General features: G+C 68.9%; 19 protein-coding genes and 2 pseudogenes. 9 read left to right on the top strand and 12 right to left on the bottom strand.

What is annotated here, in order from left to right; genetic code table 11:
• Positions 1 to 9 precede the first annotated feature (9 nt).
• The 4 genes from ACGFNP_RS04240 (at position 10) to ACGFNP_RS04225 (ending at position 6,994) form a co-directional block, all read left to right on the top strand.
• On the top strand, positions 10 to 1,704 hold the full coding sequence (locus tag ACGFNP_RS04240; RefSeq protein WP_393314634.1) for an FAD-dependent oxidoreductase: 1,695 nt from the start codon (positions 10 to 12) through the stop codon (positions 1,702 to 1,704).
• Positions 1,705 to 1,766: 62 nt separating this feature from the next.
• Positions 1,767 to 3,140, top strand: a complete 1,374-nt coding sequence (locus tag ACGFNP_RS04235) for an NAD(P)/FAD-dependent oxidoreductase (protein ID WP_393314631.1) — start codon at positions 1,767 to 1,769, stop codon at positions 3,138 to 3,140.
• Positions 3,141 to 3,173: 33 nt separating this feature from the next.
• The gene (locus ACGFNP_RS04230; protein WP_393314628.1) at positions 3,174 to 6,047 is read left to right on the top strand and encodes a glycoside hydrolase family 2 TIM barrel-domain containing protein; all 2,874 of its coding nucleotides are present in this window, start codon (positions 3,174 to 3,176) and stop codon (positions 6,045 to 6,047) included.
• Positions 6,048 to 6,184: 137 nt separating this feature from the next.
• Positions 6,185 to 6,994, top strand: a complete 810-nt coding sequence (locus ACGFNP_RS04225) for a methyltransferase domain-containing protein (protein ID WP_358329592.1) — start codon at positions 6,185 to 6,187, stop codon at positions 6,992 to 6,994.
• A gap of 79 nt (positions 6,995 to 7,073) precedes the next feature.
• Here the strand turns inward: ACGFNP_RS04225 and ACGFNP_RS04220 are convergent, their stop codons facing one another.
• From ACGFNP_RS04220 to ACGFNP_RS04195, 6 genes are all read right to left on the bottom strand, one after another.
• Entirely contained in the window at positions 7,074 to 8,462 is a 1,389-nt protein-coding gene (locus tag ACGFNP_RS04220) for a cytochrome P450 (protein WP_393314624.1), read from the bottom strand.
• A 114-nt stretch (positions 8,463 to 8,576) separates the two neighbouring features.
• Positions 8,577 to 8,957 carry a hypothetical protein gene (locus tag ACGFNP_RS04215; protein ID WP_393314621.1) on the bottom strand — a complete coding sequence of 127 codons (381 nt, stop codon included), beginning with the start codon at positions 8,955 to 8,957 and terminating at the stop codon, positions 8,577 to 8,579.
• Entirely contained in the window at positions 8,942 to 9,328 is a 387-nt protein-coding gene (locus tag ACGFNP_RS04210; RefSeq protein WP_393314618.1) for a hypothetical protein, read from the bottom strand. Before ACGFNP_RS04210 ends, ACGFNP_RS04215 begins: the two co-directional genes overlap by 16 nt.
• 295 nt (positions 9,329 to 9,623) lie before the next feature.
• Positions 9,624 to 9,791, bottom strand: coding sequence for a hypothetical protein (locus ACGFNP_RS04205; RefSeq protein WP_358329603.1), 168 nt, complete (start codon positions 9,789 to 9,791; stop codon positions 9,624 to 9,626).
• A 264-nt stretch (positions 9,792 to 10,055) separates the two neighbouring features.
• Positions 10,056 to 10,979, bottom strand: a complete 924-nt coding sequence (locus ACGFNP_RS04200; RefSeq protein ID WP_358329606.1) for an NADP-dependent oxidoreductase — start codon at positions 10,977 to 10,979, stop codon at positions 10,056 to 10,058.
• 5 nt (positions 10,980 to 10,984) lie between these two features.
• Positions 10,985 to 11,473: a luciferase family protein gene (locus ACGFNP_RS04195; RefSeq protein WP_358329609.1), complete on the bottom strand. Its 489-nt coding sequence runs from the start codon at positions 11,471 to 11,473 to the stop codon at positions 10,985 to 10,987.
• A 67-nt stretch (positions 11,474 to 11,540) separates the two neighbouring features.
• Here ACGFNP_RS04195 and ACGFNP_RS04190 point away from each other — a divergent pair, with 67 nt between their 5' ends.
• A complete protein-coding gene (locus ACGFNP_RS04190; protein ID WP_393314613.1) occupies positions 11,541 to 11,942 on the top strand; it encodes a winged helix-turn-helix transcriptional regulator in 402 nt (133 codons plus the stop codon).
• A gap of 416 nt (positions 11,943 to 12,358) precedes the next feature.
• On the opposite strand, the gene ACGFNP_RS04185 is transcribed toward ACGFNP_RS04190, so the two are convergent.
• Both ACGFNP_RS04185 and ACGFNP_RS04180 read right to left on the bottom strand, forming a co-directional pair.
• Positions 12,359 to 12,577: a DUF397 domain-containing protein gene (locus tag ACGFNP_RS04185; RefSeq protein WP_358329615.1), complete on the bottom strand. Its 219-nt coding sequence runs from the start codon at positions 12,575 to 12,577 to the stop codon at positions 12,359 to 12,361.
• Positions 12,568 to 13,389, bottom strand: a complete 822-nt coding sequence (locus ACGFNP_RS04180) for a helix-turn-helix domain-containing protein (RefSeq protein WP_393314609.1) — start codon at positions 13,387 to 13,389, stop codon at positions 12,568 to 12,570. The genes ACGFNP_RS04185 and ACGFNP_RS04180 overlap by 10 nt, the downstream gene beginning before the upstream one ends.
• Positions 13,390 to 13,561: 172 nt before the next feature.
• On the opposite strand from ACGFNP_RS04180, the pseudogene ACGFNP_RS04175 reads away from it, so the two are divergent.
• Positions 13,562 to 13,813 (top strand): annotated as a pseudogene (locus tag ACGFNP_RS04175) (hypothetical protein); the annotation flags it as partial.
• 216 nt (positions 13,814 to 14,029) lie between these two features.
• Here ACGFNP_RS04175 and ACGFNP_RS04170 read toward each other — a convergent pair.
• The 3 genes and pseudogenes from ACGFNP_RS04170 to ACGFNP_RS04160 all read right to left on the bottom strand — a co-directional run.
• Positions 14,030 to 14,623 (bottom strand): annotated as a pseudogene (locus ACGFNP_RS04170) (LacI family DNA-binding transcriptional regulator); the annotation flags it as partial.
• A 25-nt stretch (positions 14,624 to 14,648) separates the two neighbouring features.
• Positions 14,649 to 16,433, bottom strand: a complete 1,785-nt coding sequence (locus ACGFNP_RS04165) for a ricin-type beta-trefoil lectin domain protein (protein WP_393314606.1) — start codon at positions 16,431 to 16,433, stop codon at positions 14,649 to 14,651.
• A gap of 58 nt (positions 16,434 to 16,491) precedes the next feature.
• Positions 16,492 to 18,027: a non-reducing end alpha-L-arabinofuranosidase family hydrolase gene (locus ACGFNP_RS04160; protein WP_393314603.1), complete on the bottom strand. Its 1,536-nt coding sequence runs from the start codon at positions 18,025 to 18,027 to the stop codon at positions 16,492 to 16,494.
• A gap of 638 nt (positions 18,028 to 18,665) precedes the next feature.
• On the opposite strand from ACGFNP_RS04160, the gene ACGFNP_RS04155 reads away from it, so the two are divergent.
• The 3 genes from ACGFNP_RS04155 (at position 18,666) to ACGFNP_RS04145 (ending at position 23,251) form a co-directional block, all read left to right on the top strand.
• A complete protein-coding gene (locus ACGFNP_RS04155; protein ID WP_393314600.1) occupies positions 18,666 to 19,868 on the top strand; it encodes a lectin in 1,203 nt (400 codons plus the stop codon).
• A 59-nt stretch (positions 19,869 to 19,927) separates the two neighbouring features.
• A complete protein-coding gene (locus ACGFNP_RS04150; RefSeq protein ID WP_393314597.1) occupies positions 19,928 to 21,508 on the top strand; it encodes a lectin in 1,581 nt (526 codons plus the stop codon).
• A gap of 312 nt (positions 21,509 to 21,820) precedes the next feature.
• The gene (locus ACGFNP_RS04145; protein ID WP_393314594.1) at positions 21,821 to 23,251 is read left to right on the top strand and encodes an endo-1,4-beta-xylanase; all 1,431 of its coding nucleotides are present in this window, start codon (positions 21,821 to 21,823) and stop codon (positions 23,249 to 23,251) included.
• Positions 23,252 to 23,335: 84 nt separating this feature from the next.
• Here the strand turns inward: ACGFNP_RS04145 and ACGFNP_RS04140 are convergent, their stop codons facing one another.
• Positions 23,336 to 26,158 (bottom strand): glycoside hydrolase N-terminal domain-containing protein, encoded by a 2,823-nt coding sequence (locus tag ACGFNP_RS04140; protein WP_393314591.1) that lies wholly within the window; start codon positions 26,156 to 26,158, stop codon positions 23,336 to 23,338.
• Positions 26,159 to 26,216 lie beyond the last annotated feature (58 nt).

Genomic DNA, 26,216 nt, shown 5'->3' with positions numbered 1-26,216 from the left:
GGAGGCGACATGAGTGAGGGGACGCGCAGAGACTTCTTCAAGATCACCGCGGCGGCCGCGACCGTCGGCGTCCTGGGCGCCGCGCAGGCGCCGGGAAAGCGGGTGGCCGTCCTGGGCGGCGGTGTGGCCGGGCTGTCGGCCGCCCACGAGCTGATCGAACGCGGCTTCGAGGTCACCGTGTACGAGCGCAAGGCCCTGGGCGGCAAGGCCCGCAGTATCGAGGCGCCCGGCGGGTTACCCGGTGAGCACGGCTTCCGCTTCTTCCCCGGCTTCTACTTCGACCTCACCGACACGATGCGGCGCACGCCGTTCCCCGGTAACGCGCAGGGCTGCTGGGGCAACCTGACCCGCGCCACCTCCTACCTGATGTCCCGCCAGGACCGCCCCGACCTGACCGCGCCCTTCCCCTTCCCCCTGCCGACCAACCCCAGCATCTACTCGCTCAGCAGCCTCATCGCGACCCTGATCTCCGGTCTGCAGAGCCTCTACAAGATCTCGCTGACCGAGGCGTCGTTCTTCGCGCAGAAGATCGCCGTGTACGCCACCAGCAGCGACGAACGGCGTCTCGGCCAGTGGGACCGCATCACCTGGGCCGACTTCATCCGGGCCGACTGGTTCTCCGACGAGTACAACAAGATCGTCGCCGACGGCACCGTACGCAACCTCGCGGCCACCAAGTCCAAGGACGCCAGCACCCACTCGATCGGCCTGGTCGGCGAGGCGACGCTGTGGAGCGCCCTCGGCCTCGGCAACGAGCCCGGCGGCTCGATCGACCGGGTGCTCGACGGCGCCACCAGCGAGATGTGGATCGACCCGTGGGTGGCCTACCTCCGCTCGAAGGGCGTCCAGTTCAACGTCGGCTGGACCGTGGACGGCCTCACCCTGTCCGGCGGGCGGATCACCGGGGCGACGGCCGGGGCCTCGGGGACGATCAGCGCCGACTGGTTCATCGTCGCCATGCCGTCGGAGCGCGCCACCCGGCTCATCACGCCCGCGCTGGTCGCCGCCGACCCCCGGCTGGCCGGGATCGCCCGGCTGCGGCAGGACTGGATGAACGGCCTGATGTTCTACCTCAAGAAGGAGTTACCGCTGACCCCCGGTCACGTCAACTACGTCGACTCCGCCTGGGCCGTCACCTCGATCAGCCAGGCCCAGTTCTGGAACCGCGACTTCTCGACGTATGGCGACGGCACCGTCAAGGACTGCCTGTCCACGATCATCTCCGACTGGTTCACGCCGGGCACGTTCAACGGCAGGCAGGCCAAGGACTGCACGCCGCAGGAGATCGCCACCGAGACCTGGAGCGAGATCAAGGCCCACATTCCCGAGGTCACCGACGACCTGCTCCACTCCTGGTTCCTCGACCCGGCGATCCAGAGCGGCACGAACGACGAGCCGCTGTTCATCCAGCACCCCGGCTCCTGGAGCGACCGGCCCGACTCCAAGACCGCCATCCCGAACCTGTTCCTGGCCGGGGACTGGGTCCGCACGCCGATCAACGTCACCACCATGGAAGGCGCGAACCAGGGGGCTCGCCAGGCGGTCAACGCCCTGCTGGACGCCGCCGGGTCCGGCGCGGCGCGGTGCTCGGTGCACCAGCTCTACCGCTCGCCGCTGTTCGAGCTGGACAAGGCCGAGGACAAGCTGCGGTACCGGCTCGGCCTGCCCAACAAGTGGGACATCCGCGACACCCGATGGCCATGACGGAGGGACATCCGCGACGCCCGATGGCCATGACGGAGGGACATCCGCGACACCCGGCGGCCATGACGGACGGACATCCGCGGCACCCGGCGGGCGGGGCGGACGCCGATGTGGTGATCGTCGGCGCCCGCTGTGCGGGGTCGGCCGCCGCCATCGCCCTGGCCCGGGCGGGTCGCAGGGTCATCGCGGTCGACTCCGCGCGCTTCCCCTCGCCGACGATCTCCACCCACCTCATGTGGCCGGGCGGCCTGGCCGAGCTCGCCCGGCTCGGCGCGCTGGACCGGGTGGCGGCGCTGGGCGCGCCCCGGCTGCCGCTGGCCTCCGTCGAGATCCCCGGCGTGCGGGCCGTCGGCGGGTACAGCGCCGTCGACGGGATCTCGTACGCGATGTGCGCCCGGCGCGCCGGGCTGGACCTGGCGCTCGTGGAGACCGCCCGGGCGGAGGGGGCGGAGGTGCGTGAGGGATGCCGGGTGACCGGGCTGCTCTGGTCCGAGGGGCGGGTCGCCGGGGTCGAGGTGAACGAGCGTGGCGGGCGCTCCTACGCGCTGCGCGCGCCGGTCGTCGTAGGGGCCGACGGACGGCGGTCCACGGTGGCCCGCCTCGCCGGGGCGGCCGATCCGTACCTGAGGCGGAGGGACGGTCGGGCCTGCTACTACGCCTACTTCGCTGATCCGGACGAGTCGTTGCGGGCGGTCGCCTCGCAGTGGCGGCAGGGGGCGGAGCTGGGGACGGCCTTTCCGTGCGACGGCGGGCTGACACTGGTGCTGCTCATGCCGCCGGACGCCCGCGCGCCCGATTTCCGGAAATATCCCGAGAAGGAGTACGACAGGACGATCGATGAGCTGTTGCCGGGTCTGGCGGAGCGATTGCGGGGGTGCGCGCGGCGCTCCCGGGTGTTCGGCGCGGCGGGGCTGGAGTCGTACTTCCGGGTGTCGGCGGGGCCGGGATGGGCACTGGTGGGCGACGCCGGGCACTTCAAGGACCCGGTCACCGCCCAGGGCATCCGCGACGCCCTCCGCTTCGGCCGCCTCATGGGGGAATCGCTCGCCGACACAGATCTTTCCGCAGGCGAGGTGGACGCGGTGCTCGCGGAGGGGGAGCGGCGGCGGGACCGGGAGTGCCTGGAGGCGTTCTACTGGACCGACCGCACCGGCCGCGCGGACCCGGTCGGCCCGCTCGACGTCGAGATGCACCGCGCCCTCCGCGCCGGCCCCGCCCTGATGACCCGCTTCCTCGACGTCTACTCCAGGATCATCCGCCCGTCCGAAGCGCTCACCACGCCGCGCCTGGCCGGTTGGACGGCCCGAGCGCTGCTGCGTCCCGGCACCGATCGCCCGGCCCTGCTGCGGTTCGTGGCCAGGACCGTCCGTGAGCTTCGGCAGGAGCGCAGGGAGGCACACCGAATGCGCCGGTACGGACACGAAACTCATCGCTGACGAAACCGCCCAGAACCTCTAGGCTCAACGACGATGGATCTCGAAAATTTCGCCCCTGGTTCGGGTCACCTCGACCCCAGGGCCGCACTCCGTTCTGACGCCCCTACCCTCGACCTGAACGGCGACTGGCGCTTCCGCCTCTCGCCGGGCGCGAACCTGCCCGACGACTTCGCCGACCCCGGCTACGACGACTCGGCCTGGGACTCCCTGCCGGTGCCGTCGCACTGGCAGCTGCACGGGCACGGCTCGCCCGCCTACACCAACGTCGTCTACCCCTTCCCCGTCGACCCGCCGCACGTGCCGAACGAGAACCCGACCGGCGACCACCGCCGCGCCTTCGACCTGCCCGAGGGCTGGACCGGCGGGCGCCTGCGGTTCGAGGGCGTCGAGTCCTTCGCCAGGGTCTGGCTGAACGGTCACGAGCTGGGCTTCTCGACCGGCAGCCGCCTGCCGGTCGAGTTCGACGCCGGACCGTGGCTGGTGCCGGGCCGCAACGTGCTCGCCGTCCGCGTGCACCAGTGGTCGGCCGCCTCCTACCTGGAAGACCAGGACATGTGGTGGCTGCCCGGCATCTTCCGGGACGTGTCGCTGACCCGTTCGGCCGCCGACGTCTTCGTCCACGCCTCCTATGCCGACGGTCGCGGCACGCTGAGCTTCGACGGCCCCGGACGGCTCGCCATCGCGGAGCTCGGCATCGCCGACCTGGCGCCCGGCACCGAGATCACCGTCGACGCCGAGCCGTGGACGGCCGAAACGCCCCGCCTGTACGAGGCCGTGGTCACGCTGCCCGGCGAGTCCGTACGGGTGCGCGTCGGGTTCCGGACGATCTCCATCGAGGACGGGGTGCTGCTGGCCAACGGCCGTCCCCTGCTGCTCAAGGGCGTGAACCGGCATGAGTTCCACCCCGAGCACGGCCGCGCCGTACCGTACGAGACCATGCGCGCCGACATCCTGCTGATGAAGCGCCACAACGTCAACGCGGTCAGGACCAGCCACTACCCGCCGCACCCCGACTTCCTCGACCTCTGCGACGAGCTGGGTCTGTGGGTGATCGACGAGTGCGACCTGGAGACGCACGGCTTCGGCGAGGTCGGCTGGCGCGGCAACCCCACGGACGACCCGCGCTGGGCCGAGGCGTTGCTGGACCGGATGCGCCGCATGGTCGAACGGGACAAGAACCACCCGAGCGTCATCATGTGGTCCCTAGGCAACGAGGCCGGAGTCGGTCGCAACCTGGCCGTCATGGCCGACTGGACCCGGCAGCGCGACCCGTCGCGGCCGATCCACTACGAGGGCGACCGCTCGTGCGCCGTCACCGACGTGTACTCGCGGATGTACGCCTCACACGCGGAGGTGGAGGCCATCGGGCAGGGGGTCGAGGAGCCGCTGCCCGACCCCGAACTGGACGCGCGACGGCGCGCCATGCCGTTCCTGCAGTGCGAGTACGCCCACGCGATGGGCAACGGGCCCGGCGGACTGGCCGACTACCAGGAGCTGTTCGAGCGGTATCCGCGGCTGGCCGGCGGGTTCATCTGGGAGTGGATCGATCACGGGCTGGCGCACCCGACGTTCGAGTACGCGTACGGCGGCGACTACGGCGAGCCGGTGCACGACGGGAACTTCGTGATCGACGGGCTGGTGTTCCCCGACCGGACGCCCTCGCCGGGGCTGCTGGACCTGAAGAAGGTGTTCGAGCCGGTCCGGTTCGAGTTCGCGGACCAGGTCGTGCGGGTGGCGAACCACCACGGGTACCGCGATCTGTCCCATCTGGGGTTCGTCGCGGTGGTCGAGGAGGAGGGGGTGCCGGTCGCCGAGTTCCCGCTCGACGTGCCTGCGGCGGGGGGTGAGGTCAAGCTGCCCGACCTGCCTGCTGGGGAAGGGGAGCGGTGGCTGACGGTACGGGCGGTGCTCGCCGCCGACCAGCCGTGGGCCGACGCGGGCCACGAGGTGGCCTGGGGCCAGACCCGCCTGTCACCCGGCACCCCGCCTGATGCCGGGGACAATCTGGGGTCAGACGCCCAGGAGCAGGCTCGCCCGGCAACCGAGGCCGGAGGCGCGGGGGCTACGGCGGACCGGGTCCTCAGTGCTGTGGCGGACTCGGGCTCCGGAGCTTCGGCGGGCTTGGACTTCGACCCCGCTACTGGGCGGCTCACCCGCCTGTTCGGGATCGAGGTCGAGGGGCCGCGGCTGGATCTCTGGCGGGCGCCGATCGACAACGACACCTACGGCGGGCTGGCGGACCGGTGGCGGCACCTCGGCCTGCACCGGCTCACCCACCGGGTGGACGCCATAGAGACCGGCGAAGGGCTGACCGTACGCGCCAGGGTCGCACCGGCGGCCACCGACCTCGGTCTGCACGTCGTCTACCGATGGGTCGCGACAGGCGGTGGGCTGGAGCTGACGGTGGACGTCGAGCCGGACGGCGACTGGACCGAACCGCTCCCGAGACTCGGCGTGGTCATGGCGCTGCCCGCGGCGTTCGGCGACGTCACGTGGTTCGGCAGGGGCCCCGGCGAGGCGTACCCCGACACCGGCATGGCCGCCAGGGTCGGCCGCTGGTCCGCCACCGTGGAGGACCTGCAGACACCGTACGTCTACCCGCAGGAGAACGGGCACCGGGCGGATGTCCGCTGGGCCGAGCTGACCAGCTCGTCAGGGGGTCTCAGGGTGACCGGCGACCCCGTCTTCGGCCTCACCGCCCGCCGCTGGACCACCGCGGAACTGGAGGCGGCCCGCCACCGGCCCGACCTGAAGCCGGGCGACCGGGTGCACGTCAACCTGGACCTCGCCCAGCACGGCGTGGGCACCGCGTCGTGCGGACCGGCCACCCTGCCGCAGTACGAGCTCCACGCCCGTGCCGCCACCTTCCGGATCCGCTTCGACCCGACGGGACCATCCAGCGTCTGACGCTCCGAGGCTGGGTGGCTTGGCATCGTCGTGTGCCGGGCCACCCGGCTGGTGTCACGCGCCTGCCGTTCCCCGTCACAGCCAGCCCCCACGAGTCACCTTTCCGCACAAACCCCCCTCTGTCGCAAGGAGACGCCTTGGATGCCAAGCAGTACATGGCCGGTGTGTTCGACCGCGCGTCCGGCACCTACGAACAGGTCGGTGTGCCGTTCTTCGGCCCGGTGGCCGCCGAGCTGGTACGGCAGGCCGCCCCGGAGCCGGGTGACCGGGTGCTGGATGCCGGATGCGGCACCGGCGCCTCACTCGTCCCGGCGGCCGGGGCGGTCGGGCCCACGGGCCGGGTGGTCGGGCTGGACCTCGCGCCGGGGATGGTCGCCGCCACCGCCGCCGAGATCGAACGGCACGCCCTGACGCACGCCACGGTCCTCCAGGGCGACGCGGAACGGGCCGAGGAACTCCTGCCCGGCGAGCGGTTCGACGTCGTGCTGGCCGGGATGATGCTGTACTTCCTGCCCGACCCGCTGGCCGCCGTACGTTCCATGACCGGCCTGCTGCGGCCCGGCGGACGGCTGGCCGCCAGCCTGCTGGCCCAGGCGAGCCCGGCCGAGATCGAGCTGCTGGGCGTGGTGGCACGGGCCCTGGCCCCGTACACCACAGCCGCGGGCACCGCCCCCTTCCACCGCACCCTCAGCACGGCCGAGGAACTGACCGAGCTGCTCACGGAGGGCGGCCTGGACGGGGTCCGCTGTGAGGACGTGGTGTTCGAGGTGATCGTGGAGGCCGGACAGGTATGGGACTGGCTGTGGTCGGCCGCCCGCCGCGCCTCCCTGGAGACCATCCCCGAATACCTGCACCCGGAGGCCAGGGCGGCCCTGGAAGATGCCCTGGCGTACGAGACGTTCGTGCTCCCCCGTACGGTGCGATTCGCGACCGGGACCCGCGCCTGACGGGACCCGGCCGCGAGAGCCGACGACCGGTGTCCGCCTCAGACCGTCCTCGCGAGGGTCACCAGGCGGGCGCCGTTCCTCATCGTGGGCGACGCAGCCCGCGCAGGAAATTCCACAGTGGGGAAGAACGGGGGGCCGGTCGTCCGGCGGCCTCATCCGTTCGGGACGGCTGCGCGTCGGCAGGACCGGCGGTAGGCGCGGGGACGTGGTCGCCGGCGAGTTGGTACTGGACGGGCAGGGACCGCAGCGCTCGCGCGAACGGGGACGGGCGCCAGGGCAGCTGATCAGCCGGAAGCGCGAGCTTGATCTTGGAGAGCCGGTTGAAGAGCCGACGCACGGCGATGATGGTGATCTGGGTCGCCAGCCGCTGGCCCAGGCAGCTGTGCGGACCCGCTCCCCAAGCCACGTGCGCGCGGGTGCTGCGGATGGCCTGCCGATCGATCGCCCCGGCGAACCGCGGGTCGGAGTGGGCGCCCGCGACGGAGAGCATCACCGGATCGCCGGCGGCGATCGTGTAGTTGCCCAGCTTCACGTCCGTGAGCGGGAACCGGAAGCTCAGGTTGGCCATCGGCGGATTGAGCAGGGCGACCCGATTCACCGTCTCGTCGATGGATCCCACCGACAGGCTCTCCCGCACATCCGGGTTGGAGATGACCTCGACGACCACGTTGCAGACGAGGCTGGTGATGAAGTCCAGAAAGCCGGGCAGCATGAGGAGCTCGCGGGCCAGCTCGTCCAGGGTGAAGTCCGGCTTGGCCTGGATCATGTAGGAGGGCAGGTCGTCTCCGGGATGCTCCCGCTTGGTGGCCGCGAGCTCCCTCATGGCGGCGTACAGACGCTCGAACGCCGCGGGCGCGTCGGGCCCGGCGTCGACCATCCGCCAGATGTCCATCATCACGTCCTCGCCGCGCGCCGCGGGGAAGCCGAGCAGGCGATTGGCGACCATCAGCGGGAGCGGCCGCGCGTATTGCGCGGCCAGGTCCGCCCATCCCGTGGAGCCGCCTTCCGTCAGCACGTCGAGGAGTTCGTCGGCGTAGCGCACGATGGCCTGTTCCAACTTCTTCGCCTGCGCTTGGGACAGGTCCTGGAACGGCATGAGCGCGCTGGTCCACGCGGCCCGCAACTCGTGCTGCGCGGCGCCTTCCTGGAATGTCGAGCTCTTGAGCTGGAAGACGGGGAGCAGTGGCCAGTCCGCCGGTATCCGGCCCTCCATGTAGGCGTGCCACCGCTCCACGTCCTTGCTCCAGATGCCGCCCGCGTTCTGCAGGACGCGCAGCACGTCCTCATAGCCGAGGACGAACCAGACCGGCACCCCGAGGAGATCGACCGGGGCGACCGGTCCGTACCTGCCGCGCAGGCGTTCGTGCACGAGTGCGGGATCGGCGTCGTAGTCCCTGGTCAGCAGCGGTTCTATGGGGGTCGACGCTAGTGTTTCGGTGGGCTGCTGGGACCACGTGCCATGACTCACGGGGACGTACTACCTCTCTGGTTGCCGCTCCCCTCGCCACGTCAGCGTGATTCGACCGCACGAGTGACGCGTTCTGGGAGCTTTCCGCCGATTAGCTCAAGAGGTCAGTAAGCATCACGTATACCGGCGGTTACGGCAAGTACTCAGAATGTGAATCGCGAATGTGGCGCTTTCAACGGGGGCGTCGGAGTTGCCCCCGGCGAGGCGGAGCCGGGTGAGCACGTCACTGAGCTCCCGATGGTCTTCGGGAGTGGTGCTGGCGAGGCCGAAGTTGACCCCGCGTAGCGCGTCGGTGGCCATGTTGGCCGGCCGTCGACCCGAACTGGTCCACAGAGCCGCCATCATCCGGTCCAGGCAGCCGATCTCCTGATGCAGCAGGTGCTCGGCGCCCAGCCCCTCCGCTTTGGCGGCCCGCTTGAGCGCGGCGGCGATGTCCGCGCTGACCGCCTGAGCACTGTTGTGGTCGAGCCGCTGCGCGATCAGCGTCGGGGACACAGGTGCGGCTCCACGATCTCCACAGTCTGCCCTGTCGCCCACACGCCGCGGGCCCCGATCTGCTCGGCCCACACCGCCGGCGCGGGCATCGACCAGCCGCCGTCCTCGTCAGGCGAGCTGGCCTGGTCCACGATGAGCGCGAACGGCTGTACGCCGGGTCTAAGGCGTGGTTGTTGTCGAGGCGGAAGTCCCAGTACCGCAGGTCGAGCTCGCCGGCCCGGTCGAGGAAGTCGCGCTTCAGCCAGTGGCTGGGGCCACCGGAACAGCGACGCGATCGTCTTCCCCGACCCGATCGCGCCGTGCCAGATGTTCAGCCGGGCCTTGGCCTCGGCGATGCCGCGTTCCTGCTTGGGCGACAACCAGACGGCCAAGCCCAGAGCGCCGCCGGTTACGCCTCTCTCCGGCGTCGTCGTTCAGCACCTCGCCCATCACGACCTCCGCGTGGACGTCAGCCGCGCAATGGTGTCAAGATCCGGGTCAGCCACTTGGTAGCGCTGCTGGAGCTGGGCCGGCATGCTGCCGAGCGGCGACGCCATGTCGTGGTCGGGGTGGCCGTTGCGGTTGATCTGGTACAGGCCCGGCAGCGACGCGTCGGGCGCTGCGTGAGATGCAGCGCGAGCACGCGGCCGTCGCCCGCCGGGCCGGGGTCTCGCGGACCTTCCTCTATCAAAACGAGCAGCCCGCCAGCTGGTCGCCGAGGCCGCCGCCGACACGGACAGAACCCGCCAACATGACCAGGCCCAGCGGAAGGCCCAGGTCGAGGCGTCGTGGAAGGACCGCGCCCTCAACGGCGAGGACGCCCTCAAGCACGCCTTCGGCGAGATCAGTGCCCAACGCAGTGACCTCGGACCAGACGGCTCAGGCCACACCATCATGTGATGCACTCGCCGAGCTCCTCTGCCAACTGGACGAGTCCCTCCGCAGCCGCGACCCCGCTGTCCTCGCTGCCCTCATCGCTTTCATGAAGGAGCGCGGACACCTGTCGGCGTACCCCTGGTCGTGCAGAGCTAGGTACGAATAGACGTGCACAGCCGAGGGCGGCTCTGCACGAAACGGTGTGGCCGGGCCGGAGGGTGCTCCTGTCACTGCCGACGTCTTCTAGATCGTGACGGCGAGCTTGCCGACCGTTCCCGCGGCGAAGTCGCCGATCGCGCGCGCTGCCTCGGCCAGCGAGTACGAGCGGGCCACCGGCACCCGCAGGCGTCCTTCGGCCGTATCGGCGGCGAGCCGGGCCAGGGTGGCCGGGTTCGGGTCGGCCATCACCGCTGTGGCCTTGATGTCCCGGCCGGGCTCGTCAGGGGTGTAGTGCAGGGTGGAGGCCAGCCGCCCGCCGTCGGCCAGCAGGGCGGCCACGGCCGAGCCGTCGCCCGCCAGGTGCAGCGCGGAGTCCACCCCGCCGGGCGTGATGGCGCGTACCTGCGCGCGCAGGTCGGTGTGGTCGACGGCCCACGCGGCCCCCAGGCCGGTGACGAAGGCGGCCTCGGCTCCGGGCCGGGCGGTGGCGATCACTCGGGCACCGCGCGCGGCGGCCAATTGGATGGCGAACGCGCCTACCCCGCCGGTCGCCCCCGAGATCAGGACGGTCTCCCCCGATGCCGGGGCGACGGCGTCAACGGCGTTGAGCGCTGCGGTCCCGGCCAGTCCCAGCACGCCCACGCGGGTGTGGCCGAGCCCGTCGGGGATCTTGGCCAGGCCGTACTGCTCGCTCACCACCACGTACTCGGCGAAGCCGCCCTGGCCCAGGGTCGGGCGCATGACCACGCCGAACACGTCCTCACCCGGCGTCCACCGGGTCACCCCCTCACCGACGTCCGCCACGGTGCCGGCGAAGTCCTTGCCGAGCACGACCGGGAACTCGTACTCGTACATGCCCTTGAGATAGCCGCCCAGCACGCCGAGGTCGAAGCCGTTGACCGAGGAGGCCAGCACCCGGACCAGCACCTCGCCCGGACCGGGCTCGGGCACGGGCAGGTCGGCGGCCACCAAGTCGGCGCCGAAGTCGGTGAAAGCCATGGCACGCATGATGATCACTCCATTTCCGTAGCAGACGATGCGGCGGCCTGCCGCCAGGAGGCGCGCAGGACGGCAAGGGCGACGGCCAGTTCAGCCTCGTCGCGGGGGGCATAAAGCATCACGATCGTGTCGGGCCACTCGGGGCGCCGGCTGATCGGATGCGGCTCGGTCCACCCTGCCCGCTCCAGCGGCGCCATCAGCGGCTCGGGCACGGTGAGATGGAGGAAACCCGAGCGGTGGATGTGCCCGAATTCGTCACGGCTGGGGTGCAGGAACGCCGCCCACGGCCCGGCGGCCTCGTGCAGCCTCAGCGCCAGCGAGGCGGGCTCGGACACCTGGCTGGGGCCGGTGAACACGCCGGCCAGCGCCTGCGCCCGCGCAACCAAGGCGGCCCTGATGTGAGGTGGGGAGAACTGGTCGAGCTGGTCATGCGGGATCTCCAGGCCCGTGGTCCGCGGGCGTGGTCCGGATCGGGGCGGAGGATCGGTCAAGTCGATGCTCATCGCAACACCACTTTCTGTGCGCTGGTTACTCCTTGTGCGTGCACCGAGCTTCGTCCACAATGCCGCCATGACGGAAGAAGGCACTTTGACCCGCGCAAGGCACACCGATGTGCGTGAGACGGTCAGCGAGGACCACCCGACCTGTCAGCTGCGCGACATTCTCGACCGCGTCGGGGACAAGTGGAGCGTGCTGGTGATGAACCTGCTCGGCGGCGGGCCCAAGCGCTACTCCGAACTGCAGCGCGCCATCGAGGGCATCTCCCAGCGGATGCTCACCCTCACCCTGCGCAGCCTGGAGCGCGACGGCCTGGTGGAACGCACCGTCACCCCTACCTCGCCGCCGCGGGTCGACTACGCCCTGACCCCGGTCGGGCAGACGCTCTCGGCTCAGGCCGCCGGGCTCATCGCATGGGCCGAGCAGCACCGCGCATATGTGGCCGCCGCCCGCCTGCGCTACGACGCGTCGTGACCGGCCAGGCCGGTATCGGCCTCCGGCAAGCCTGCGGCATGGGTTCCCCTGGAGCACGATTGGGAGGGGGTCTTCCCGGAGGATCAGCTGAGGATCCGGATGTATGCGAGAGGGTTGTCACGGCGGATAGTGCGGCCGTGTGATGGGAGGGCGCTTCAGGAGGCTGGCTGCGGTGACGCCCGTCCCACCGCACAGGTCGATAACGGGGTGTTTGTCAGCGAGGTCGCCGCGTGAGGCGAGGTCTTCGCTGGCGTCGGCGTAGAACGGGTGTTCGCGGGTGATGCGGTCATAGAGTTCGCTCGGTTGGCGTCGGCCCCGCCACGCGAGGCGCGCGCGTGCGCCTCAGAATGGATCCACGTGTGTGTTTCTGGGCAAGACACGCGACGGCCCCGGGCAGATCGCCAGGGGCCGCGTGGTCAGTCGAACAGGCCGTTCTTCGCGCCCGTGATGAACTTGTCCCAGACGGCCCGGCGGAGAACCCAGGGCTGGGTGTCGGGCTGCTCTGTGTCGCGCAGGGCGACGCGGCCGTCGGACAGGTGCTTGGCCTCCAGGCAGTCACCGCCCTGGCCACTGGACGCGGTGATCCATCCAGCCGGGTCTGCGATCTCTCTCGTGATTACCTCATTCAGCTCCACGTCGCCACTCTTTCCTTGATCCGCTGCACTGACAAGTACTCGGGAAGCGCCGTGCTGCGTACGCGTTCGAGCCGATCCACGATGCGTTTGATCTCGTGGGGCTTGTCTACAACGCGACCGAGGAGGGCTGATTCGACGTATGCCGCAGTCGGCACTCCGTCCTCCTGCGCCAAGAGAGCCGAACCCACCAGCACTGCTGTGCAGAGGCCTTCGTACGGGAGTAGCTGAAGGGTGATCAGGTGTTCCAGTTGTCGTAGGGTCACGGACCTGTCTCCAACCGGACGGTACAGGATTCCCTCGTCCACCACAGCAAGGAACTGCGGAGGAGTCGGTCTGTCGAAAATGGCTTGCCTCTCCATGCGAGCCTGAACCGCTTCTTCCACCTGCTGCGGCGTGGAGTGAGGTTCGCCTTCGAAGATTGCGCGCGCGTACTCCTCCGTCTGCGCCAGCCCAGGGACGATCAACGGAGCCGTGGTGATGAGTTGGTCGGCCTTCCGCTCGATCGGCGGCCATTGCTGGAACCAGTTGGGCATCCCCTTGCCGCTGATGGCCGGCCAGTGGGTGAGCAACGCTCCCTCCAGGCCGAGCGCCTTTTCGCAGAGTTCTATCAATTCGTACGTGGGATTCTCGTCACCGCGCTCCACGTTGCCGATGCGGCTTTTGCTGTAGCCGATGCGATCGGCGAGATGGGCCTGAGTCAAATTTGCAGCGAGTCGGTATTTTCGTAGTTCCGCACCGAAACGCGCTGTTGGGTTGGCGGTCGGGTCTAGCTCTTTAAGTGGCGGCATCGCTGCTCCCTGCGCCAGGTCCATTCCAGCTTTCTGGTTCAGTGCCAGCGAAAGTCTGGGACCGCTCTGGGGCTTTTATCGCACACAAGGTAGCTGGCCGCGAGCAGTGTTGTGAAGTGGCTGGCGGCAGATAGTAGGCCGCTGTTCATATGGCAGAGGCCGGCGGCGGTCTTTGCTGGCATATACAGGGAAGCAGATGTATAGGACAAAGATGGTGAAAATGGCAGCGCTTGGCATGCGGATGGTAGGCGAGATGAAGTTTCCCGGTCGTCCGGACATTATTAGTGATGTGCGGATTTATGCGTCTCGGTGGCTCGTTGTCGAATGTCCCGAGACCGCCGAAGACGAAGATCTCCTCGATAATCTGCGCCTCCTGGCCACCGAACTGTCGGCCAACGCCATAAAGCACACGATCTCCGGCCGATGGCGACACGGATCGTTCCGTGTCCGCATGTGGCTCGACCCCCGACGGGTCCGCGTCGAGGTGATGGATCAGGGTTCGAACTCCCCATCCTTTCCCGGCTGCCCGTCGAGGCAGGGCCGCACTTTCGCGACCGCCTTGAACCCGCCTGAGCCGAATTCGGGCAGCCGGCCGCATATCATCACCGCCCCTAGTCAGGAGAGCAGGAAGTCGCGGGGGGCGCGCGGGTGCGGTGGTCCCGCGGAGGGAGATGGGCGGAGCAAGGAGGAGATTGCGGTGCGCAGCCGCGGGATCGGCGATGCGCTCGATGAGCAGCTCGACGGCGTGGGAGCCGAGCTCGTCGGCGGGCATGTCGGCCGCGGTGAGCGGAGGGTGCAGGTTCTCGGCCAGGTGCCGTGCGGCGACGCCGACGACGAATGGCAGTCCGGTCTGCCGCAGGCGGGTGACGCGGTCGTCCTCCAGCCGGATCTCCATGAGGATGACGCCGTCCACGCGCCTGCCGCCGATGACGCGCTCGAAGGAACGCTCGTGCTCGCCGCCCGAGGGTGACAGCAGGACGTCCAGGTCGGCGCGGCCGGCTGCGTCGACGACGCTGGCCACGAAGCCGAGCTGCACGTCGGTCAGGCGTCGGCTGGCCGGCGGAATGACCAGGGCGATGGTGCGGGTCCTGCCCTCCTTGAGCGCCTTGGCGGTCGCGTTGGGGCGGTAGCCGAGCTCGTCGATGACGGCCTGGATGCGCCGCCGGGTCTCCTTCGACACCGGGCGCTTGCCGCTCAGGGCGTACGAGACGGTGCTGCGGGACACGCCCGATCGCCTGGCGATCTCGCCGATGTTCACCCGGCGCTCCTCACAAGGTCGAACGTCAGCTCTTCGTCCATTTCTGGCTGGTCGTGCCGGTGCAGGACCACAGCTGCACCTTCGTTCCGTTCGCGGTCCCGAAGTTGCTCGCCTCCATGCAGAGGCCGGACTGCACGCCGGTGATGGTGCCGTCGCTGTTGACGTTCCATTGCTGGTTCGCCTGCCCGTTGCAGTCCCAGATGATCACCTGGGTGCCGTTGCCGGTGCCCTGCCCCTTGGCGTCCAGGCACTTGTTGCCGTACACCTGCAATTGCCTGGACGAGGTGAGGGTCCACTGCTGGTTGGTGCCGCCGCCGCAGTCCCAGAGCTGGAGCTGGGTGCCGTTGACGGTGCTCGCGTTCGGGACCTCCAGGCACCGGCCGGCGTTGACATTCCGCAACACCGACGTCGACCCGCCGCCGGGGCCGGGGCCGGGGTCCGTGGGGGGCAGGAGCGTGAGGGTGTAGGTGTCGTCGATGGCGGTGTGCGGCAGGTTGACCGTCGCGCCGTCGCCGGACAGCGTCACCACGGAGTTCTGGACGAGGACCGGGCCCTGGACGGCGCCGCCGCCGTTGTAGGGGATGCGCTCGGCGACGACCCTTACCTGGTTGTTCTGCACGATGCCGCTTGTGGTGTCCAGGCGCCGCAGGTTGACGGCGATGTTGCCGGTCGTGCTGCCGCCGCCGACCAGGATCTTGACCGTCCCGGCCGCCTTGGTGGCGAACGCGTCGTACGAGGAGCTGGGCGTGACGGACACGATCTGGCCGGTCTGAGAGCCGTAGAAGCGGTAGACCCACCATTCGCCCTTCGGCTGGTACTCGCCTGCCGAGTTGCGGACGAGCAGGTTGCCGAGGTCGTTGTGCAGGTTTCCACCGCCCGCCCAGTTGGCGCGCAGGCCGTCGGCGCCGGCCCTTTCCAGGCGCGCGATGTACCAGGATCCGTCACCGGGGTTCTGCTCGTTGGACGCCCCGTATTCGTTGATCTGGTACGGGCGCGGATGCGGGATGCCGCGAGAGTTCAGCGTGGTGTCGGCCGCCGCCACGTTGGCGACCGGGTCGCCGGGCAGGGAGTGCCAGCTGATGATGTCGGGGACCACGTTGTTGGCCTTGACGTAGTCCAGGTACTGGTTCCAGAACGGGTTCGTGGTCGAGGGCACGCACGCGCAGCTCGGCCCGACGATGAGATGCGTCGGGAACGCGGCCCGGATGCGCTGGTAGGCGCGCCGCCACAGCTCGAAGTACTGGGACTGAGGGCGGTTCCAGAACAAGGTGATGTTGGGCTCGTTCCAGAGGTCCCACTGTACGGTGGCGCCCGTCGCCCGCACGTCGTTGATCAGGCGGGTGAGGAAGTTGTCGTAGTCGGTCCAGTCGCCGTTGTCGCCGGGGAATCGCGAGATCGGGTAGCCGTCGGCACCCCAGAGGTCGTGGACGAGCAGGATGAACTCCCCGCCCAGCGATCGGGTGCGCAGCAGCTGAGCGCGGGTGGAGTTCCATCGGCGGTCGTACTTGCCCGACACCCACCCGCCCGGGCTGTCGAGTTGCGCCCCGCCGGCGCGCATGTACCGGAACTTCACATCGGTGTAGAAGCGGTCCGGCGGCGCCGACGCGTTCTCGGTCATGCCGTAGATCCATCCGGCGGCGCGGTAGGTGGGAGAGCCACCACCGGCGGAGAAGTCGACGGTGATGGCCTGGTCCGCGGCCAGGGCCGGCGTGGCGGCCGTCACGACGGAGGCGGCGACGAGTGCGCCTGCGGCAAGGAGGGCGGCGATCCGGCGGCGGCCTCTGTGCCGCCTGCGGAGTGTGGCGTCCATATGTGACTCCTTGGTCACGGAGGGGCGGTGCAGGTTGAGCGGGCCGCGGGCGCGCAGGTCAGCAGGGTGAGTTCGTCTGGGTGAGCAGGCCCATCCGCCAGGGAAGGCGGCCGTAGTCGCCGCCGGCGCCCGGGTCCATGCCCTGGTAGACGTACTGGAGTTTGCAGGGGTTGATGGTGAGGGTCTGGTCGTTGCTCGCCCGGACCAGCTCGCCGTGGCTGATGTCCTGCGTCCAGCCGCCGCCCGGGAAGGTGACGTTGTTACGGCCGGCGAACGGCTCGGACTCGGTGGCCGCGAGCGGGGTCCAGGAGCCGGTGAGACTGGGGGAGGTCCACGACCGGAAGTAGCGTCGGCCGGTCGAGCCGATGGCCTCGACGATGAGCAGGTACCGGTTCTCGGCGGCGATCTTGTAGACGTTGGACGCTTCGAACAGAGCAAACTGGCTGTCGGACAGGACGATCTGGGTGTTGCCGAAGCCGTTGGGGAAGTTGGCCAGGCTGGTCTGCGCCCGGTAGAGGTGGCCGTTGTCGTCGCTGAAGAACAGGTAGCAGTTGGCGGTGTCGCAGATGGTCCAGAAGTCGATCCAGGTGCCGTTGCCCTTGTTCTGGGTCACGATGGGCGGCTCGCTGGCGATGAAGGTCCGCGGGGCCGACCATGAGCGAGGGTTGGTGGGGTCGCTGCTGGTGGAGTAGGTGGGCGGGCCGGTCTGGTAGACCATGTACCACAGGTTCTGCGGCGCGAAGTAGAACACCTGCGGCGCGGCCCGGTAGCCCGGTCCCATCGGCGACTGGTCGAGATAGGCGTAGGGCGCCGAGGCGGCCTGCGGCCAGTCGCTGAAGGAGAACTGCAGCAGGCCCCAGCCGTTGCCGGTGGCGTTGGTGGCGTAGACGTGCCACTGGTTGTTGTACCGGATGACGGAGAAGTCCTTGATCGCCGCGCTGGGGTGCGTGGCGTCCGGCTTGGGACCGGCCAGCACGCCGCTGGAGCTCCATCGGAAGGTGGAGGGCAGGGAACCCGATCCTGAGCCGCCGACCCGGACCAGCTGCCATTGCTGGTTGCTCCCGCCCCAGTCGGAGTACTGCACGATGTTCCCGCCGTCTGCGGTGGAAGCGCCCTGGACCTCCAGCGCCTTTCCGCTGTTGCGGTTGAGCAGACGGACGTAGCCTCCGGTCGAGTCGGCCAGCCGGAACTGCTGGTTGGTTCCGTTCTGGTCGCTCCATTGCACGATGGCCGCGCCGTCGGCGGTGGAGAAGTTGTAGACGTCCAGCACCTTGCCTGAGTGGCGGGAGCGTAGCCGATAGTAACCGCCGCCGGAGTCGACGAACTGCCACTGTTGCTGGTTGCCGTCGTTGCGAGCCCACTGGACGATGCGCGCCCCGTCGTTGGTGGCCAGGTTGTACACGTCCAGGGCCTTGCCGCTGTTGCGGTTCACCAGCACGTACCAGGCGCTGGTGTCGACACTCGCCGCCGAGGCCGGTGCGGTGCCGAGCGCGAACATGGAGCCGGCCAGGACGGCGGTCACGAGGACGGCGACCAGTGACCGCCAGCCACGCCGCCCCGGTAAGGCCTGCCGGGCCCCGCCGATGGCAACCATTGTGTCCTCCTTCGATCGCCGGGAAAGAGGGCCCGACATGTGAGAGCGATGTACTGCCGTGGGAATCCGGTTGGCCGGCCGCGCGATTCCCATGAGGCATCAGGGGAGGCAGCCGCGATCCACGACCGGTCCATCGCCGGACGCGTCACAGCCGAGGACTCCTGCCGTTCACCACCGCCTTGCGGACTCAGTGTGGAAACGGCTACGAAACATGTCAAGACCATGGACGAATCGGTTCGATGGGATGGTCGCACTCAGGAGGCCGGTGCGCTGGTGCGTCCTGGTCATGCCACACGGCCGCCGGATGAACGTTTCATCACCTCGCCGGCCGCGACTGTGCGACCGCGCCCGGTCAGCTCTGATCAGGCCACTTCGGCGCGCGGCAGAACCGCGATGGACGAGAGCGGGCCCTTGACGGATCTTCCCGCGTCATGTTTGCTCCGCCACACCACCACCTCAGCTGGCCTGTCTGGAAGGAGCACCGGTTTGAGCCAAAGCGATGTTAGCGCTAACAACTAGATCGGGAGCCTCCGCCGGCATGCCGAATCAGGCAGCACCCGAGCGTCCCCACCGTGGGTCCGTTACGGCAACCACCGAGCACGATCCCAAGTCGCCGATTCTTACCGAAGGAGGTCCCCGTGTCCACAACAGGCGGGCCGGAGCGCAAGTACGTCAGCGCATACATTGCTACACGATTCGACCTGCCCCCTGACCGCCGTGAGGGGTTGAGCACGCGTACGTGGGGACGATGGTGCGCCGTCGCGCTGATGGCCGTGGCCTTGGTGGTGGCGGGGGCCGGTGTCGTCGGCGCCGAATCCAACGGCGGGGTCCGGGTCATGCCGCTGGGCGACTCGATCACCGAGGGTACGCAGGTGCCCGGCGGATACCGGATCGGGCTGTGGCAGCGCCTGGCCGCCGGCCGCTACACGGTCGACCTTGTCGGGTCGCAGTTCAACGGGCCGGGCAGCCTGGGCGACCACGATCATGAGGGCCATCCCGGCTGGCGGATCGACCAGATCGACGCGAACATCACCGGCTGGCTGCGTACGTACACACCGCGCACGGTGCTGCTGCACATCGGCACCAACGATGTCCTGCAGAACTACAACGTGGCCGGTGCCCCGCAACGGGTGTCCACGCTGATCGACCACATCACCACAGCCGTGCCCAACGCGGACGTCTTCGTCGCCACCATCATCCCGCTGTCCAACTCCGGCCAGGAGTCGGCCGCCCGCACCTTCAACGCGGCGATCCCCGGCATCGTCCAGAGCAAGGTGAACACCGGCAAACGTGTCCACCTGGTCGACATGCACAGCAAGTTGACCACCTCCGACCTGATCGACGGCATTCACCCCACCGCCGGTGGCTACGACAAGATGGCCGCCGCCTGGCACGAGGCGCTTCAGTCGGTACCGGGCAGCATCGGCCAGCCGGGGAGCGGAACCCCTGGTGCGGGTGCGATCAGGGGTGTGGGGTCGGGCAGGTGTCTTGATGTCTCCGGCGCTTCGCAGGCGAACGGCGCGCAGGCGCAGATCTGGGACTGCAACGGTCAGGCCAACCAGCAGTGGACGGCGACCGCGAGCGGTGAGCTGCGGGTCTATGGCGGCAAGTGTCTGGATGTGAACGGGGCCGGGACGGCGGACGGCACCGCAGTGATCATCTGGGACTGCAACGGCCAGAACAACCAGAAGTGGCGCCTCAACGCAGACGGCACCATCACCGCCGTCGGCGCGAACAAGTGCCTTGACGTGCCGAACTACTCCACCGCCAACGGCGTCAAACTCCAGATCTGGTCCTGCGGCGGTGGCGCCAACCAGCGCTGGACTCGCCTCAACGCATGACGTCCCCCCGGTGGATCGCCCGGAGATCTCCCCGAAACCCCGGTAGGTAGAGGAATCAGATGCGCAGAATCCTTGGCTTAGCAATGGCGGCGGTACTCGCAGCCGGCTCCGTTGTCGCGATCGGCAGTGAGACGTCGCCGGCCGCCGCGCTGGACAACGGCCTGGCCCGCACGCCCCAGATGGGCTGGAACGACTGGAACAGCTTCGGCTGCAACGTCAACGACTCGCTGATCCGTCAGACGGCTGACGCCATGGTCTCCAGCGGCATGGCGTCGGCGGGCTACACCTACGTCAACATCGACGACTGCTGGTCCACCAAGAACCGCAACTCCAACGGTGACCTGGTGCCGGATCCGCAGAAGTTCCCCAACGGCATCAAGGCCCTGGCCGACTACGTCCACTCCAAGGGGCTCAAGCTCGGCATCTACTCCTCGGCCGGAACCACGACGTGCGCGGGGTACCCGGCCAGCCTGGGCAACGAGCGGCGGGACGCGGCCCTGTGGGCGTCCTGGGGAATCGACTACCTGAAGTACGACAACTGCGGTGACCACCGGGGCCTGAACGGGCAGCAGCGGTACACGGCCATGCGGGACGCGCTGGCCGCCACCGGGCGTCCGATCGTGTACAGCCTGTGTAACTGGGGGCAGGAGAGCGTGTGGACGTGGGGGATGCCGGTGGGCAACTCCTGGCGCAACACCGGCGACATCGCGGCGAACTGGAACTCGATCATGGGCATCCTGGACCAGCAGGTTGGGCTCGACGCGTACTCGGGCCCCGGCGGGTGGAACGATCCGGACATGCTGGAGGTGGGCGTCGGCGGGGTGACGGGGACCGAGGGCCGCGCGCACTTCAGCCTGTGGTCGCTGCTGAACGCGCCGCTCATCACCGGAAACGACATCCGTACGATGAGCGCCGATACGCGCACGATCCTCACCAACACCGAGGTCATCGCGGTCAACCAGGACTGGGGTGGCAGGCAGGGCAACAAGATCAGCGACAACGGCAACCTGGAGGTCTGGCGCAAGCCGATGTCGAACGGCTCGGTCGCGGTCGTGCTGCTCAACCGGGGCACCTCCACTTCGACGGTCTCCACCACCGCCTCCGCCCTGGGGCTGGGGTCCGCGTCCTCTTACTCGGTGCGCGACCTGTGGGCGCACACGACGTCCTCCTCGTCCGGGACGATCAGCGCGTCGGTCCCCGGACACGGGGCGGCCATGTACGTCGTGACCGGAGGGGGCATCGTCACGCCTCCGCCCACGGGCTCGATCAGGGGTGTGGGGTCGGGCAGGTGTCTTGATGTCTCCGGCGCCTCGCAGGCCAACGGCGCGCAGGCGCAGATCTGGGACTGCAACGGTCAGGCCAACCAGCAGTGGACGGCGACCGCGAGCGGTGAGCTGCGGGTCTACGGCGGCAAGTGTCTGGATGTGTACAACCGGGGCACCGCCGACGGCACCAGTGTCATCATCTGGGACTGCAACGGCCAGGACAACCAGCGGTGGCGCCTCAACGCAGACGGCACCATCACCGCCGTCGGCGCGAACAAGTGCCTTGACGTGCCGAACAACGCCACCGCCAACGGCACCAAACTCCAGATCTGGTCCTGCGGCAGTGGCGCCAACCAGCGCTGGACCCGCAGCTGACCTGGCGCACCATCGACGCGTGATCGGGGCAAAGGTATGAAACTTTCAGGGCTTACCGTCCTCTGCGGCAGGAACGGGCGAAAGTTTCGGTGTGCATCATGGGTGGCTGAGGCCCTGTAGCACCGGAGTAGGCGGTCAAATGTGTCCGAAACTTTTATATCCGTCTTGACAATGTTTCGGGAGTATTTCCACACTGAGTCACCAAGCGGCGCCTTGGTGGTGGGCGCGGCGTCGATCCCGTTTCCGTATCTCAGACATGGAGGCTCAGGCATGGGCGCAAACGCCATACCCTCGCCTGGAACCAGGCGGCCCTTGAACGGCTTACGCTGGTCCCTGATCGTCGGTGCTCTCGGCGCACTCGGCCTGATCACGGCGCTGACGGCGCCGCTACCAGCGGATGCCGCGGCGAGTACGCTCGGCGCGGCCGCCGCGCAGAGCGGGCGTTACTTCGGCGCCGCCATCAGCGCGGGCAGGCTCGGCGACTCGCAGTACACCACGATCGCCAACCGCGAGTTCACCATGGTGACGGCCGAGAACGAGATGAAGATCGACGCCACCGAGCCGAACCGGGGCCAGTTCAACTTCGGCAACGGCGACCGCATCTACAACTGGGCCGTGCAGAACGGCAAGCGGGTGCGCGGGCACACGCTTGCCTGGCACTCCCAGCAGCCCGGCTGGATGCAGTCGCTGTCGGGCGGCAGCCTGCGCCAGGCGATGATCGACCACATCAACGGTGTCATGGCCCACTACAAGGGCAAGATCTACGCCTGGGACGTGGTCAACGAGGCCTACTCCGACAGCGGAGGCGGGCGGCGCGACTCCAACCTGCAGCGCACCGGCAACGACTGGATCGAGGTGGCGTTCCGCACCGCACGCGCCGCCGACCCGGCCGCCAAGCTCTGCTACAACGACTACAACATCGACAACTGGTCCTGGGCCAAGACGCAGGGCGTCTACAACATGGTCCGCGACTTCAAGCAGCGTGGCGTGCCGATCGACTGCGTGGGCCTGCAGTCCCACTTCAACAGCGGCAGCCCGTACAACAGCAACTACCGCACCACCATCTCCAGCTTCGCCGCCCTCGGGGTGGACGTGCAGATCACCGAGCTGGACATCCAGGGCGCCTCTCCGCAGACCTACGCCGCCGTGGTGAACGACTGCCTGGCGGTGGCCCGTTGCGCCGGCATCACGGTGTGGGGGGTGCGCGACCAGGACTCCTGGCTCGGCGCCAACGCCAGCCCGCTGCTGTTCAATGGCGCCAACAAGAAGCCCGCCTACGACGCGGTCCTCAACGCCCTCAACGCCGCCAACCCCGGCCCCACGCCCACGCCCACGCCGACCCCGACGCCGCCCGGCGACAACGGTCAGATCAAGGGGGTGGCCTCCGGTCGGTGCCTGGACGTGCCCAACGCCTCGAGCACGGATGGCACTCAGGTGCAGTTGTGGGACTGCAACGGCCAGTCCAACCAGCAGTGGAGCTCGACCTCCGCGGGTGAGGTCAAGGTGTACGGCAACAAGTGCCTGGATGCCGCCGGCACCGGGAACGGCGCGAAGGTGCAGATCTACAGCTGCTGGGGTGGCGACAACCAGAAGTGGCGCGTCAACTCCGACGGCAGCATCGTCGGTGTGCAATCCGGACGCTGCTTGGACGCCATCGGCGCGGGCACCGGCAACGGCACCCAGATCCAGCTGTACGACTGCTCGGGCGGCAACAACCAGAAATGGACGTGGAACCGTTCCTGACGCCGCGTCGGTAGGCCCATGGCTTCGCCGCAACCGGTGGCCGGTTGCGGCGAAGCGCGCGAAGGTCTGCGAGCGTCGTCGGGTTCACGCGCCCGTGATGGTCCATTGGTTGTTGGTGCTGTTGTTCGGCGTCCACATGGCCACGGTGGAGCCGGCTGTGCTGTTGCCCATGCCGTCGAGGGCCGTGCCGGTGGCGCGGTTGATGATCTGGTAGCGGCTGTTGCCCGTGCTGTTGAGGCGCCACTGCTGGTTGTTGCCGCCGTCCCACGCCGCCTGCCTGGCGTTGGCTCCGTTGGCGGTGTTGCCCCAGCTGTCGGCGACCATGCCGTTGGCACGGTTGACGATGCGGTACCACCCGCCGCCCAGGTCCACGAGCTGCCACTGCAGGTTGGTGCTGCCGTCCCAGTTCCACTGCTTGAGGTTCGCCCCGGAGGCGACATTCCCGCCACTGTCCAGCGCCAGGCCGGTGGTCGCGTTGGTGATCCGCACGTAGCTCGCCGGCGCGGGGCCGGACCCGGTCATGCGGTACGTACGAGCGGCCTGGCCGGTCAATCTGATGACGTCGTTCTCGGGTTTGGTGACGCTGACGGTGTCGCCGGTCGTGGTGTCGACCACCTGGTAGGTCCCGGCGAACATCCGGCCGCGCACGTTGACCGTCCCGTCGCGGTCGAACCTGATGAGGATCTCGGTGGCCCCGCCGGAGCTCCACGTCGCGTCCACGGTGTAGCCGCCGCGCCCCCGAAGACCCTGGACCTTCCCGCTCGGCCAGGCCGCCGGCAGCGCCGGCAGCACGTGCAGCTCGCCGTTGTGGCTCTGCAGCAGCATCTCGGCGACGCCGGACGTCGCGCCGAAGTTGCCGTCGATCTGGAACGGCGGGTGCAGGTCGAACATGTTCGGCGCGAGCCGGGCCGTGGTCACGAGGGAGCGGATCAGGTCGTGCGCCCGCGTGCCCTCCTCCATCCGCGCCCAGTAGTTGATCTTCCACGCCAGCGACCAGCCCGTACCGTCGTCACCGCGCAGTTCGAGGGTCCGCCGCGTGGCGGTGTACAGCGCGGGGGTGCCGCGCTTGGTGATCTGGTTGCTGGGGTGCAGGCCGTAGAGGTGGGAGATGTGCCGGTGGTTCTGCTCGGTCTCGACCCAGTCGTACAGCCACTCCTGGATGTTGCCGCGCGAGCCCACCTTCATCGGCGCGAGCCGGTCCCGGGCGGCCAGGACCTGCGTCCGGAAGCTCGCGTCCGTGCCCAGGAGTTCGCTCGCCTTGGCGCAGCCGTTGAACAGGTCCCGCAGGATCTGGTTGTCCATCGTGGGTCCGGCGCAGATGCTGACGCCCGAGTGGTGGTTGAGTTCGGGGGAGTTCGACGGGTTCGTGACCAGGTAACCCAGGCTCGGCTCCTGCACGAGGGTCTCCAGGAAGAACTGCGCGGCCCCCTTCATGGCCGGGTAGTACTGCCGCAGGAAATCGAGGTCGCCGGTGAACAGGTAGTGATCCCAGATCATGGTGGCCAGCCACGCGCCGCCGGTCTGCCACATGCCCGCCGCGGCGAAGTCGACAACCGACGATGCCCGCCAGCCGTCGGTGTTGTGATGGGTCACCCAGCCGCCGGCGTTGTACTGCACCCGGGCCGTCCGGGCGCCGCTGACCGTGAGGTCGTTGATCATCCTGAACACCGGCTCGTAGCACTCCGACAGGTTGGTCGTGTCGGTCGGCCAGTAGTTCATGGGCAGGTTGGCGTTGAGGGTGTACTTCGAATCCCAGGACGGGGTCAGGGAGTCGTTCCAGATGCCCTGCAGGTTGGCGGGCTGGGTGCCGGGACGCGAGGAAGAGATCAGCAGGTAACGGCCGTACTGGAACAGCAGCGCCGAGAACTGCGGGTCGTTGCTGTTGGCGTGCTGCGCGATCCGGACGTCGGTCGGCTGGTCGGCCGCCGCGGTGCGGCCGAGGTCGAGCGTCGTGCGCCCGAACAGCCGCTGGTAGTCGGCGACGTGCCGGCCACGCAGGTCGTCGTAGGTCCGGCCGGCGGCGGCGTCGAGATGGCGCCGGGCGATGCCCTGGTAGTCGCCGCTGACGTCCTTGTAGTTCACGTAACTGGAGCCGATGGAGATCAGCACCGTCACGCTGTTGGCGGCCCTTACCTGCAGTGTGCCGCCGGAGCTGCTGACACTGCCGCCTTCGGCGACGGCCCGGGCCAGTGCCAGGAACCTGACCTTGCCGGCCAGGCCCCTCTGGTCGCCGGAGACGCCGTCGAGCGCCGCCGTCGTGCCGTCCGGGCTGGAGCGTGTCGTCCGCTGCGGGCTGCCGAACGTCGCGGAGAACGTGATCGAGCCGGGCCTGTCGGCGGTCAGCCGGATGGCGATCACCTGGTCCGGCGCGCTCGCGAGCACCTCGCGCCGGTACCGCACGCCGTTCTGCAGGTACGTCACCGTCGTGGTGGCCGTGATGAGGTCCAGGAAACGGTTGTACTCCGAAACCCCGGCGGCGCTGCCGAAAGTGAGCCGTAGATCGCCCACGGGCTGGTAGGCCAGCTGAGCCGAAGGGTTGCCCAGCATGTTCTGGTCGACGAGGCTCTGGGCCTGGCTCCACTGGTTCTGGAAGACCAGCTGCCGGATCTGCCCCAGCGCCGCCGCGCCCTTCGTGTTGCTCTGGTCATACGGCCCACCGGCCCAGATGGTGTCCTCGTTGAGCTGCAGCCGCTCGGTGTCGACGTTGCCGAACACCATGGCGCCCAGGCGACCGTTTCCGATCGGAAGCGCACGCAGCCACTCCGTGCCGGCGCTCTTGTCGTACCAGAGCGCCAGATCGTTCGCGGCGCGCACCTCCGCAGGCGCCACCGACGCGGCTCGGGCCGTGGCCGTCCATGGCAACGGCAACAGCGCGGCTCCGGCTCCAGCCGCGCCGAATCTCAGCACTTGCCTTCGCGATAAATCAGTCATCTCGGTTCTCCATGCCCATGGGGGTTTCGCGGGC

Origin of the sequence: Nonomuraea sp. NPDC049269, from assembly GCF_043197155.1 — a bacterium.
Lineage (GTDB): Bacteria > Actinomycetota > Actinomycetes > Streptosporangiales > Streptosporangiaceae > Nonomuraea.
The sequence above is the reverse complement of the archived record's forward strand: the minus strand, read 5'-3'. Positions and strand labels throughout refer to the sequence as shown.

Coding starts and splice junctions, on each gene's coding strand:
- ACGFNP_RS04180 (WP_393314609.1), bottom strand. CDS start 13,389: ATGGACCTGGCGCAGGGAGCAGCGATGCCGCCACTTAAAGAGCTAGAC.
- ACGFNP_RS04230 (WP_393314628.1), top strand. CDS start 3,174: ATGGATCTCGAAAATTTCGCCCCTGGTTCGGGTCACCTCGACCCCAGG.
- ACGFNP_RS04165 (WP_393314606.1), bottom strand. CDS start 16,433: ATGGACGCCACACTCCGCAGGCGGCACAGAGGCCGCCGCCGGATCGCC.
- ACGFNP_RS04190 (WP_393314613.1), top strand. CDS start 11,541: ATGACGGAAGAAGGCACTTTGACCCGCGCAAGGCACACCGATGTGCGT.
- ACGFNP_RS04200 (WP_358329606.1), bottom strand. CDS start 10,979: ATGCGTGCCATGGCTTTCACCGACTTCGGCGCCGACTTGGTGGCCGCC.
- ACGFNP_RS04150 (WP_393314597.1), top strand. CDS start 19,928: ATGCGCAGAATCCTTGGCTTAGCAATGGCGGCGGTACTCGCAGCCGGC.
- ACGFNP_RS04240 (WP_393314634.1), top strand. CDS start 10: ATGAGTGAGGGGACGCGCAGAGACTTCTTCAAGATCACCGCGGCGGCC.
- ACGFNP_RS04235 (WP_393314631.1), top strand. CDS start 1,767: ATGACGGACGGACATCCGCGGCACCCGGCGGGCGGGGCGGACGCCGAT.
- ACGFNP_RS04160 (WP_393314603.1), bottom strand. CDS start 18,027: ATGGTTGCCATCGGCGGGGCCCGGCAGGCCTTACCGGGGCGGCGTGGC.
- ACGFNP_RS04195 (WP_358329609.1), bottom strand. CDS start 11,473: ATGAGCATCGACTTGACCGATCCTCCGCCCCGATCCGGACCACGCCCG.